Source organism: Vreelandella hamiltonii (assembly GCF_014651795.1).
GTDB lineage: Bacteria > Pseudomonadota > Gammaproteobacteria > Pseudomonadales > Halomonadaceae > Vreelandella > Vreelandella hamiltonii.
In genome coordinates this window covers 26,612-37,620 of sequence record NZ_BMXO01000023.1, presented here as the reverse complement: position 1 = coordinate 37,620, position 11,009 = coordinate 26,612, and the positions used below count along the sequence as shown (strand labels likewise).

Annotated in this window: 10 protein-coding genes; 5 read left to right on the top strand and 5 right to left on the bottom strand. The window is 60.9% G+C overall.

Annotated features, from left to right (window positions below; all coding sequences use genetic code 11):
- The first annotated feature begins 222 nt into the window (after nt 1–222).
- Nucleotides 223–1,689, top strand: coding sequence for a sodium:proton antiporter NhaD (nhaD, locus tag IE061_RS17525; protein ID WP_016915568.1), 1,467 nt, complete (start codon nt 223–225; stop codon nt 1,687–1,689).
- A 99-nt stretch (nt 1,690–1,788) separates the two neighbouring features.
- Here nhaD and IE061_RS17520 read toward each other — a convergent pair whose 3' ends face one another.
- The 3 genes from IE061_RS17520 to IE061_RS17510 form a co-directional block, all read right to left on the bottom strand.
- A complete protein-coding gene (locus tag IE061_RS17520; RefSeq protein ID WP_016915567.1) occupies nt 1,789–2,406 on the bottom strand; it encodes a CBS domain-containing protein in 618 nt (205 codons plus the stop codon).
- 117 nt (nt 2,407–2,523) lie between these two features.
- The gene (locus tag IE061_RS17515; protein ID WP_193462182.1) at nt 2,524–3,927 is read right to left on the bottom strand and encodes an ATP-binding protein; all 1,404 of its coding nucleotides are present in this window, start codon (nt 3,925–3,927) and stop codon (nt 2,524–2,526) included.
- Nucleotides 3,927–4,598, bottom strand: coding sequence for a response regulator transcription factor (locus IE061_RS17510; protein WP_016915565.1), 672 nt, complete (start codon nt 4,596–4,598; stop codon nt 3,927–3,929). Before IE061_RS17510 ends, IE061_RS17515 begins: the two co-directional genes overlap by 1 nt.
- Nucleotides 4,599–4,654: 56 nt before the next feature.
- Between IE061_RS17510 and IE061_RS17505 the strand changes: the two genes are divergently transcribed.
- Both IE061_RS17505 and IE061_RS17500 read left to right on the top strand, forming a co-directional pair.
- Nucleotides 4,655–5,584, top strand: a complete 930-nt coding sequence (locus tag IE061_RS17505) for a GNAT family N-acetyltransferase (protein WP_193462181.1) — start codon at nt 4,655–4,657, stop codon at nt 5,582–5,584.
- A 202-nt stretch (nt 5,585–5,786) separates the two neighbouring features.
- Nucleotides 5,787–6,602, top strand: a complete 816-nt coding sequence (locus tag IE061_RS17500; protein WP_016915563.1) for a c-type cytochrome — start codon at nt 5,787–5,789, stop codon at nt 6,600–6,602.
- Nucleotides 6,603–6,739: 137 nt separating this feature from the next.
- Here the strand turns inward: IE061_RS17500 and rep are convergent, their stop codons facing one another.
- On the bottom strand, nt 6,740–8,809 hold the full coding sequence (rep, locus tag IE061_RS17495; protein ID WP_193462180.1) for a DNA helicase Rep: 2,070 nt from the start codon (nt 8,807–8,809) through the stop codon (nt 6,740–6,742).
- A 94-nt stretch (nt 8,810–8,903) separates the two neighbouring features.
- Here rep and IE061_RS17490 point away from each other — a divergent pair, with 94 nt between their 5' ends.
- Complete coding sequence (locus IE061_RS17490; RefSeq protein WP_039178973.1) at nt 8,904–9,386, top strand: tRNA (cytidine(34)-2'-O)-methyltransferase; 483 nt, start codon at nt 8,904–8,906, stop codon at nt 9,384–9,386.
- Here IE061_RS17490 and pyrE read toward each other — a convergent pair.
- Nucleotides 9,383–10,048 carry an orotate phosphoribosyltransferase gene (pyrE, locus tag IE061_RS17485; RefSeq protein WP_016915560.1) on the bottom strand — a complete coding sequence of 222 codons (666 nt, stop codon included), beginning with the start codon at nt 10,046–10,048 and terminating at the stop codon, nt 9,383–9,385. The genes IE061_RS17490 and pyrE overlap by 4 nt on opposite strands.
- Before the next feature lie 151 nt (nt 10,049–10,199).
- Between pyrE and IE061_RS17480 the strand changes: the two genes are divergently transcribed.
- Entirely contained in the window at nt 10,200–10,967 is a 768-nt protein-coding gene (locus tag IE061_RS17480; RefSeq protein WP_016915559.1) for an exodeoxyribonuclease III, read from the top strand.
- The last annotated feature ends 42 nt before the right edge of the window (nt 10,968–11,009 follow it).

The following is an 11,009-nucleotide window of genomic DNA, read 5'->3' as shown; positions in this document are numbered from 1 at the left end:
GCAGTATATTGAGCAACAATCGAGGCCGGACTAGGGGCGCTCTCGCGCCCCTCGCTATCCATCCTCGCACTAGAAGTACGAGGTTTTTCGCGATGTTCGATAAAATGCTTTACAGGATGCGGCGAATGGCCGCATCTTATGCGCGATCGCTGCGTTGCAGCACATAGTTAGTGTGCTTATCATCGTGGCGGTACTCTCTTATCCTGCCAGGACCACACTGCCATGAAACCACCAGACGCCCTTGTAGCACGGCACGCCTCCCGCCGCGCTGCTCGGTTGTTGACCGCCCTCTGCTTGACCCTCTTTCCTTCCTTTGTGTTTGCTGCTGCCGGCCCGCTAGACCTGACCACCTCGATGGCCGGTATTGCCGCCGTTATCATTTTCATTCTTGCTTATGCACTGGTCATGAGCGAAGAAATTATCCACATGCGCAAGTCCAAGCCGGTGTTGGTGGCGGCGGGACTGATCTGGGCCATGGTGGCTTGGGTGTACGTGCAGGCCGGCATGCCTCATGAAGCAGAAGAAGCCTTCAAGGAGACGCTGCTGGAGTACACCGAGCTGCTGCTGTTCCTGCTGGTGGCGATGACCTACATCAACGCCATGGAAGAGCGGCGTATCTTCGATTCGCTGCGCGCCTGGCTGGTGCGCAAGGGGTTCAGCTACCGAACCCTGTTCTGGATTACCGGCTGTCTTGCGTTTGCCATCTCCGCGATTGCCAACAACATGACCACGGCCATGCTGATGTGTGCCGTCGTCTTGAAAGTGGCTGAGGGAGACAACAAGTTCATCAGCCTGTGCTGTGTCAACGTGGTGGTTGCTTCCAACGCAGGGGGCGCCTTCAGCCCGTTTGGCGACATTACCACGCTGATGGTATGGCAAGCCGGGCAAGTGCCGTTCGAAGGCTTCTTCGTGCTGCTGCTGCCCGCCATCGTCAATTTCATGGTGCCTGCGCTGATCATGAACTTCTTCCTCGTCAACCGTCAGCCCGCTGCCTTGACCGAGAACGTCTGGATGAAGCGCGGCGCGAAGCGCATCATCTTGCTGTTCCTGATCACCGTGGCCATCTCGGTACTGTGCCATTCGATCCTGTATCTCCCCCCTGCCATGGGCATGATGTTTGGCCTGGGCCTGCTGCAGTTCTTTGGCTACTACCTGCGTCGCAGCCTGCCTCGCTCCCTGGAGCGCAAGCGCGAGCGCTACTCTCGCCGTGGCGATTGGCAAAAGCTGGAGCAACTGGGCAGCGTGGTGCCGTTCGATATCTTCAGCCGGATTGCGCGCTCCGAGTGGGACACGCTGCTGTTCTTCTACGGAGTCGTCATGTGTGTCGGTGGCCTGGGCTTCATGGGCTATCTCAGCCTGCTGTCTGAAACGCTGTATGGCGGTTGGAACCCGGTCTGGGCCAACGTGGTGCTGGGCCTGATTTCCGCCGTAGTGGATAACATCCCCGTGATGTTTGCCGTGCTCTCCATGGCGCCAGACATGAGCGAAGGCAACTGGCTGTTGATTACCCTGACGGCGGGGGTGGGCGGTAGCCTGCTTTCCATGGGGTCTGCCGCTGGGGTGGCGCTGATGGGGCAGGCACGGGGCATTTACACCTTTGCCGTGCACTTGCGTTGGGTACCCGCCATCTTACTGGGCTATGCGGCCAGTATTGCGGCGCACCTGATGATCAACGCCAGCTTGTTTTGAAAACCGATCGTTTGCCCAGCGCTGGCCGCTGGGCAGGCAAATAAAAACGCCCCTTATCAAAAAGATAAGGGGCGTTTTTATTGGTAAGCGAGTGGAAACTTATAAGTCGTGGCCGGTGACCACTTGGCAAATGTCGGCGAAGCTGCGGGCCATGGGCACGACCGTGGCATCCGCTTTCCCTTTGGCCTGCTTGCCCATGACGGCTTGAATGTCCGTGGCCGATACGATTCCTCGCACGCTGAGTTCATGATTGGCCGTCTGCTCGGTAATCAGCAGGTGTTGCTCGGCAAACGTTTCCATGGACCGCACCAGATCCTCGATAGTGAGCGCTTTCAGCTGCTCTATTGGCATGGCGCTGAGTTTTTCCCAGGGCGTCATGATCATGTCGGCGGTGACGTCGGAGCGTTCCAGGTTGCGCTGCTGCATGGCGATATTGATGCGCCGTGAGCCAATTACTTCCTTGGCCGACAGCACGCCGACGCAGTGATTCTGCTTGTCCATCACGAACAGCAGGCGAACACCGCCGTGGCGCATCTTCTGATGGGCTTCATCGATGGGGGTATCGCCAGCGACAGATTGCGGCACCACCTTGGTGAAATCGGTCAGAACCGACAGCGCTGGGCTATCCGGCGTCAACGTCTTGGCGGCCGGGGTAGTCAGCAGCGGGGTAGTGCCAAATTGGATAAGGGCTTTGTGAGATTTCAGCAGTGAATTCATCGGGGGTACCTCCGTGGGGTGAATAACAGGTCATTGACTGATTGCCTGCTCTGTACCTTCACAGTTGCACGGAATTCTTATCGAAATCTTAACAGCCAGAATCTGTTACATTTTTTCTCATTCTTTTGCCTGGCGCTGGGTCAACGCATCTCTCGCCAACGTGGCGCGTACCCGCAGGCCTCCACTGGGTGCCTCCTCCAGTAACAGGGTGCCTCCATGGCGTTTCACGATGCGTTCGACGATCGATAAGCCCAGCCCAGCGCCCGCCCCAGGCCCTGCACGCTGAAAGCGCTCCACGACTCGGCTGCGCTCGCTGGGCGGAATCCCCTTGCCCTGGTCATCGACCATTAGCGTGATGTGGTGATGGGACGCGCTCAGGTGCACCGTCACAGCCCCACTGGGTGGCGAGTGTTGAAAGGCGTTGCCCACCAGGTTCTGTACCAGGGTCTCGATGGCCCCGGGCTCCTCTTCCATGAGCCAGCTCTGCTGCTCTTCGACTTCCATATGCAGCTGCTGGCGGCGCTCCGTGGCCAGCGGCAGGAGTTTCGCCAGAGTCTCCTGGGTCTCTTGCCGCACGTCGGCATGGCGGATTTCGGGTAGCGGCTCCTCTTCGGGGTCCAGCCTTGCCAGGGTCAATAGTTGGGCCACCAGCCGCGTCGAACGGGCCACGCCGCTGCGCAAATGGTGCAGCGACTCTTCACGATCCGCGCGGTTATCGGCGGCCAGCGCGTTTTGAGCGTGCAGATCGAGAATCGCCAGCGGCGTACGCAGCTCGTGGGTGGCATCGGCGATGAAGCGCTTTTCGCGAATACGCATCTGCTGTAAACGCGCCAGCAAGCGGTTGAGTGCCCCAGCAATGGTATCCAGCTCCTGAGGAAGGGGCTGCAATGACAGCGGCTGGAGGTTGTTAGGATCGCGGCTGCGTATCTGTTCCGCCATGCGTGACAGCGGCGCCAGCCCCCAGCCAATCGACCACCACAGCAGCAGGGTGAGCAGAGGCAGGCCGATCAGGTCTGGTAGTAGCGTGCGCAGCGCCACTTCGCGGGTCAGCGCCGCGCGTACATCCTGGCGTTCGCTGACGATGACCCGCTTGTTGGCATCTGCCATCGAAAGCACGTAGACCCGCCAGGTCTGCTCCCCCAGGGTGGCGGTCGAATACCCGACCGGCTGGCTCACCAGCGGGGTCGCCGGGGCGTTATCGGAACGCAGCAGCAGCTGGTTGCCCTCCCACAGCTGAAACGCCAGCTGGTGGGTATAGCCATCGCTCAAATCCGGTGGCTCTGTGGTGCCGGGCTGCAGCAAGGCGCTCTCCAGGCTTCTCAGCAGCAGCGTGCGGTCCTGGGCAGGCAAGGGAGCTTGTAGCAGGCCCTCCAGCAAACGGGCGTTTTGCGCCAGGCTGCGGTCGTGCAACTCTTCGATTTCCTGTGCCGCAAAGCGATAGCTGATGAAACCGATGATGAACATGCTCACGCCGAATACCAGCAGCACGAGCCCCAGCGTGCGGCGACGAATGGAGCGCATCAGCTCTCCTTGCCCGTTTTTTCCATCACATAGCCAATGCCCCGCACGGTGCGGATGGCATCCGGAAACAGCTTGCGCCGCAGGTGATGGATATGGACCTCGATGGCATTGCTTTCCACGTCCTCTTCCCAGCCGTACACCAGCCGGGCCAACGTATCACGGGTGAAGACGCGCCCCGGGTGGCTCATGAACTCCTGCAGCAGTGCCAGCTCGCGACGCGACAGGGGAATGGTCTGCTGCTGGTAGTGCACGGTGAGGGTTTGAGGGTTTAAGCTGATCCCCCGGCAGGAGAGCAGGCCGTTGGGCTGGCCCTGGCTGCGGCGTAACAAGGCCCGCAGGCGCGCTTTCAGCTCATCCACTTCGAAGGGTTTGGTCAAGTAGTCGTCGGCACCCGCGTCCAGCCCGGCAATGCGGCTCTCGACGGCGTCGCGGGCCGTCAGCACCAGAATGGGCACCTGATGCCCCTGGCGGCGCAGGGTTTGCAGCAGCTCAATGCCGTCCATGGTGGGCAGGCCCAGGTCCAGAATCACGGCATCGAACGGTTCGTTTTGCAGTGCGACCAGGGCCGTGTCACCATCGGTCAGATGATCGACCGTGTAATGCTCGGGCTTTAGCGCCATGCGAATGCCCGATGCCAGGCTAGGGTCATCTTCCACCAATAAAATTCGCATACTGACGGGCCACTCCTCTTGTTGTGTTGCGCCTGCTGGCGACAAGGCTATTTGGCATGTTCTCGACCCACCCGGCAACGTCGATCATGGTCTGCCCGGCGCATCAACGGCGCGAGGCGCTGCTGCAGTTGGCTGCCGTCCACCATCCTGCCCAGCAGGCTGCGCTACAGCAGGCGCTGGTCAAGGCCAGCACACGGCCCGAGGGGTGGTCGGGCCTGTGGGTGGCCTGCCAGGCAGGGCGAGTCTGCGCTTCCGCCTGGGTAGAGTGCCAGGAAAACCGCATCGCGCAGCTATGGTTGCCCAAGCAGAATAACCAATTTGTCGAGCCCCTGCTAAGTCAACTGCACCGCTGGGTGGCGACCCAAGGGCTGGTGCTGTGTCACGTTGCCCTGGATGAGACCATGGCGAGCTGGGAAGCGCCATTGCTGAACCTGGGCATGCAGCGGCTGGCCACCCTCGATCAATTGGCCTGGCACTGTCGGCCGGTTTCTCACGTGCGGGGGCTGCCACCGCTACGGCCGTTTGATGAGCTGACGCCCGCTCAGCAGCAGGCACTGGTCGAGCTGGTGGGGGAGGGCTCGCTGGACTGCCCTGCCTTGCGCGATGTATTGCCTGCGCAGGCTCTGCTGGAAGGCTTTTATCACCAGGCATCGAGCGCTTCCGAACACTGGTATTACCTGCAGGGGGAGCAGGGCCGCCATGCGGGCCTGCTGCTGCTGGATGCCAGCCCAGGCCGCGAGCACTGGAGCGTTCAGTTGATGGGGCTGGTGCCTGGCTGGCGCGGCCAGGGGCAAGGCAAGGCACTGGTGCAGCAAGCGCAGGCCATGGTGGCCGAGGCGGGCGCAAGCCAGCTGGCGCTGACGGTAGACCGCAACAACCTGCCCGCGCAGCGAGCCTATCGGCAGGCGGGGATGCTGCCTGCGGGTGAGCATCAACTGCTGGGCTGGTGTGTCTTGCCCGCCACCGAGTTGAATTGCCGCGCTTAGTAGCATTTTCCTACCCTTTGTGTTCTCGGTATACTAACTCCAAGAGGCATGTCTTGGCGTTTCGGCGGCAGTGAGCGTTGGTGCGCTGGGGTTCAGTGCTACGTCATCAAGCGTCAGGTTCCTGAGCACGGTTCCTAAGCACGATTCTTAAGCACGATTCTTAAGCACAACGTTTTATATAAAACTCAAAGAGGTGGTGAGAGTGAAATCTAAGCTGATCATGAGCGGGCTGGCGGCCCTCGGCGTCATGGCAGGCACATCGGGTGCTTATGCTCTGGACGACGCCGCACGTGACGCAATGGCTGAGCGCCTGGCACCAGTAGGCCAGCTCTGCCTCCAAGGCCAGGACTGTGGTACCGCATCGGCACCGGCAGCGGCTAGCGGTGGTGGTGGTGACGAGGTCGACGGCGCGGGCATTTACAACCGCGTTTGCATGGCGTGTCACGAGACGGGCGCTGCCGGTGCACCGGTACGTGGTGATGAAGGCGCCTGGGCCGAGCGTACCGAGCAGGGCTTTGCCACGCTGCTCGAGCACTCGATCAACGGCATTGGCGCGATGCCTGCCCGCGGCGGCAACCCCAACCTCTCAGATGCCGAAATGGAAGCCGCCACCGCCTACCTGCTGGAACCGGTGATGGACGTGCCTGAGCTGGGCGGTGGTGAAGAAGCGGCTGCCGAAGACGAAGGTGCCAGCGAGGACGTCGCCGCGGCTGAAGAAGCCACCAGCGAAGACGAAGCAGTGGCCAGCACAGAAGAAGCCGCCAATGGCGGTAGCGATCTGGATGGCGCCGCGCTTTACTCCAGCGCAGGCTGTGTTGCTTGTCACGCCGCTGGTGTGGCCGGTGCACCGGTGCTGGGCGATGCGGATGCCTGGGCAGCGCGAATCGACAAAGGAATGGATGAGCTCTACGCCAGCGTGTTCAACGGCCTGGGCGTGATGCCGCCGCGCGGTGGCAGCAGCGCTTCCGATGAAGAGATCATGGCCATCGTCGACTACATGGTCGCCGAAGCCGAGTAATCCTTCGTTAGCGGATGATCCAAACTATCCACAGGCGGGTTCTTCCTACCCCCTGTGGATATTTTTTGCCTTGAAAAGCCACCTCCCGATCAAACGCCCTCGGCTCACTAAGGAGCCTTCAGTGCAATAAAGAGCCCTCAGCCGAGTAAAGAACGCAGCCCCGCAATGGCATCCTTGCCCCGAGCCTGCTTCTTGTCGGGGTCTTCCTTGTCGGCGCGGCCCTCCCACTCCAGGTCGTCGGCGGGCAGCTCGTCCAGAAAGCGGCTAGGCTGGCAGTCCATCAGTTCGCCATATGCCTTGCGCTGGCGCGCCAGGGTCAGCGTCAGCGTCCGCCGGGCGCGGGTAATGCCCACGTAGGCCAGACGGCGCTCCTCCTCCACGGTGCCCATCTCGATGGCGTTACGGTGGGGCAGCAGATCCTCTTCCCAGCCCATCAGATAAACGTGGGGAAACTCCAGCCCCTTGGAGGCGTGCATGGTGAGCAGCTGCACGCGATCCGAGTCATCCTCTTCGGCCTGCTGCTCCAGGATGTCGCGCAACACCAGTCGCGAGATAGCGGCCTCGACGCTGTCGGTTTCCGTCTCGGTGCTGGCGGTACTCTCTTCCGGGTCGCGGTTCAGCGACTTTTCCAGCTGGTCGATCAAAATCCATACGTTGGCCATGCGGCGCTCGGCAATGGTCGGGGCGCTGGCGTTCTGGTACAGCCACGCCTCGTAATCCATATCTCTCAGCATGTCGCGTATCGCGGCAATGGCATCGCCCTGCTCCATCCGTTTGCGCACGCCATCGATGAAGTGCGTAAAGCGCGACAGCCGCTCCACGGCGCGGGTGGGCAGCATTTGCTCCAGGCCCAGCTCGTGGCAGGCGGAAAACAGCGAAATGGAGCGCTCGGTGGCGTAGTTGGCGAGCTTTTCCAGCGTACCGGGGCCAATTTCACGCCGAGGCACGTTGACGATGCGCAAAAAGGCGTTGTCATCGGCGGGGTTGATCAAAAGCCGCAGGTACGCCATGGCGTCCTTGATCTCGTTACGCGAGAAAAACGACGTGCCGCCGGAGAGCTTGTACGGAATCTGGTAGTGCTGCAGCTTCAGCTCCAGCAGCCGCGCCTGAAAGTTGCCTCGGTAAAGCACCGCAAAATCGCGCCACTCGGCTTTTTCCTTGATGCGCCGAGTGAGCATCTCGCTGGCCACTCGCTCGGCTTCGGCCTCCTCATGGCGGTTCACCACCACGCGAATCGGCGCGCCGTCGCCCATCTCCGACCACAGGGTTTTGTCGTAGACGTGGGGGTTGTTGGCAATCAGGGTGTTGGCGGCGCGCAGTATCGTGCCGGTGGAGCGGTAATTCTGCTCCAGCTTGATGACCTTCAAGCGCGGGAAATCCTCCCCCAGGGTGACCAGGTTTTCCGGCCGAGCGCCCCGCCAGGCGTAAATCGACTGGTCGTCGTCGCCGACCACGGTAAAGGTGGCGCGTTCGGCCATCAGCAGCTTCACCAGCAGGTACTGGGAAACGTTGGTGTCCTGGTACTCATCCACCAGCATGTAGTGGATTTTGCGCCGCCAGCGGGCCAGTGCTTCCGGGTCACGCTGCAAGAGCACCACGGGCAGCAGAATCAGGTCGTCGAAATCCACCGCGTTGTAGGCTTTCAGGTGGCGAACGTAGGCTTCGTACACCCGTGCCGCGAAATGCTCGTCGTCATCGGCAGCGAACGAAAGCGCATCCCCGGGCAGCACCAGGTCGTTCTTCCACTGGGAAATCCTGGCCTGAACGGCGTTGATCTGCTCGGCATCCACCTGAGCGTCCTTGTTCATCAAGTCCCGCAGCAGCGCCTTGGCGTCTTCCGGGTCGAACAGCGAAAACCCCGGCTTGTAGCCCAAGGTCTTCAGCTCGCCGCGAATGATGTTGAGCCCTAGGTTGTGGAAGGTCGAGACCGTCAGCCCGTGGCCCTCCTTGCCCTTCAGCATCTGGCCCACCCGCTCTTTCATCTCTCGGGCGGCCTTGTTGGTAAAGGTCACCGCGGCGATCCGGCGGGCGCTCATGCCGCACTCTTGCACCAGGTAGGCAATCTTGGTGGTGATCACGCTGGTCTTGCCCGACCCCGCGCCCGCCAGCACCAGGCAGGGGCCGTCGATGTAGCGCACCGCTTCCTGCTGGCGTGGATTGAGCCCTTTGATACGTTCAAGAATCGTCTTTGGCGGTTGGGGCATCATGGCGAAGGGTGACCTCTACAAGTGTTTCCGAGTGATTTCCATTACAATCAGCCGCGCTGACAACGGCACCATAGACCAATCATGGCAGGTAGTGATGTTTGAAGTAGCGCTCTTCGAGCCACGCATGGCTCCCAATACGGGCAATATTATGCGCCTGGTGGCGAACAACGGCTGCCGCCTGCATCTCATCGAACCGCTGGGCTTCGATCTCGAAGAGAAAAAGCTGCGGCGTGCGGGGCTCGATTACCGTGACCTGGCCAACGTCACCCGTCACGCTGATTTCGCGGCGTTCTACACGGCCATGCAGGGGCGCACTCTCTGGGCGATTACCACCAAAGGCACCCGCGCCCACAGCGATGCCGCCTTCAAGCCGGGGGATGTGCTGCTGTTCGGCTCGGAAACCGCCGGGCTCTCCCCCGAGGTGCACGCCATGCTGCCCGCAGAGCAAAAACTGCGCATTCCCATGCAGCCCAATAACCGCAGCCTGAACCTCTCCAACGCCGTGGCGGTGGTCAGTTACGAAGCGTGGCGCCAACAAGACTACGCTGGCGCACTGCCCATGGGCGACGCAACCTAACCGGCGATACCGTAGCGGTCGCGGTACGCACGCACGGCCTCGGCGTGGCTGCTGAGGTCGCTACCTGACTGCTCTTCCAGGTATGTGAGCACTTGCTCAAGCGACACGATGCTGACCACCGGCATGCCATACTGGGACTGCACTTCCTGAATGGCGCTCTGCTCGCCCTGGCCGCGCTCCTGGCGGTCCAGAGCAATGATCACGCCGCCCGCCCGAGCGCCGCTCTGCTCGATCAGGGTCATGACTTCGCGGATGGCCGTGCCCGCCGTAATCACGTCATCGATGATCAAGATATCGCCCGCCAGCTCAGCACCCACGATGTTACCGCCTTCACCGTGGGTCTTGGCTTCCTTGCGATTGAAGGCGTAGGGCATGTCGCGGTCGTGGTGGTCGGCCAGGGCCGCCGCGGTGACCGCCGCCAAGGGAATGCCCTTGTAGGCCGGGCCGAACAGCACATCGGCCTGCAGGCCGCTATCGACAATCGCCTGGGCATAGAAACGCCCCAGCTTGGCCAGCGCTCGGCCCGTCTGGAACAGGCCCGCGTTGAAAAAGTAAGGGCTTACTCGCCCCGACTTCAGCGTGAACTCGCCAAACTTGAGCACGCCCTGCTCAATAGCGAAGGCAATGAAATCGCGTTGGTAGGGTTGTAGAGTGGTAGCCACGGCGGTGTTCTCTTGTCGGTAGGTGTGGTCGATAGGAATGTAAGTCAAACGCAACAATAAAACGGGGCTAAATAGCAAGAATTGGTTTGTCTATTTACCCAAACGTCTAAACGTCGGGTATCATACAGCAGCGACGCAAAAGGGACGATTTATGAAAATTGCCAGCATCAATGTCAATGGTATTCGTGATGCCGTCGACCGTGGCTTCCTGGACTGGCTGGCTCAGCAGGATGCCGACGTGGTCTGCGTGCAGAACATCAAGGCAAAAAGTTTTGAACTGGGTGACCATATTCTCTATCCGGAAGGCTACGAAGGCTACTTCCTGGATGCCGAGGAGGATGGTTTCGCCGGTGTGGCGCTCTATTGCCGCAAAATCCCCAAGGCCATCATGTACGGCCTGGGGTTTCCTCAGTGCGATCACGAAGGGCGCTTTCTGCAGGCGGACTATGACCGTTTCAGCATTGCCACTTTCCTGATGCCCGACGGAAGTGACCAGAAAGCCAAGCAGGCGTTCATGGAGCAGTACCAGGAGTACCTGACGAAGATGTCGCGCAAGCGCCGCGAATACATCATCTGCGGTACCTGGCACATTGCCCACAAGACCGTCGACCTGGCCAACTGGTCGGACAATCAGCTCACCTCCGGCTTCCGCCCGGAAGAGCGTGCCTGGATGGACCAGGTGCTTGGCCCAACCGGTTTCATCGACACCTTCCGCGAGATCAATCGCGATGCTGGCGAATACACCTGGTGGCCCAAGCTGGACCAGGAAGTACCCCGGGACCGGCAGGAAGGCTGGCGGATCGACTACCAGCTGGTCGGCCCCAACTTCCGGCGCCATGTGGTAGACGCGTGGATTGATTACGATGCGACCTTCTCCGAGTTCGCACCGCTGATCGTTGAGTATGATTTAGCGCTCTAAGCGTTAGCTACTTCCCGCGTCGCATCGGCAACAGGCCAGCTT

Excerpts from the sequence above, each read along its gene's own strand:
- IE061_RS17510 (WP_016915565.1), bottom strand. The coding sequence starts at position 4,598 with ATGCGAATTTTATTGGTGGAAGATGACCCTAGCCTGGCATCGGGCATT.
- IE061_RS17505 (WP_193462181.1), top strand. The coding sequence starts at position 4,655 with ATGTTCTCGACCCACCCGGCAACGTCGATCATGGTCTGCCCGGCGCAT.
- IE061_RS17520 (WP_016915567.1), bottom strand. The coding sequence starts at position 2,406 with ATGAATTCACTGCTGAAATCTCACAAAGCCCTTATCCAATTTGGCACT.
- IE061_RS17490 (WP_039178973.1), top strand. The coding sequence starts at position 8,904 with ATGTTTGAAGTAGCGCTCTTCGAGCCACGCATGGCTCCCAATACGGGC.
- IE061_RS17515 (WP_193462182.1), bottom strand. The coding sequence starts at position 3,927 with ATGCGCTCCATTCGTCGCCGCACGCTGGGGCTCGTGCTGCTGGTATTC.
- IE061_RS17480 (WP_016915559.1), top strand. The coding sequence starts at position 10,200 with ATGAAAATTGCCAGCATCAATGTCAATGGTATTCGTGATGCCGTCGAC.
- nhaD (WP_016915568.1), top strand. The coding sequence starts at position 223 with ATGAAACCACCAGACGCCCTTGTAGCACGGCACGCCTCCCGCCGCGCT.
- rep (WP_193462180.1), bottom strand. The coding sequence starts at position 8,809 with ATGATGCCCCAACCGCCAAAGACGATTCTTGAACGTATCAAAGGGCTC.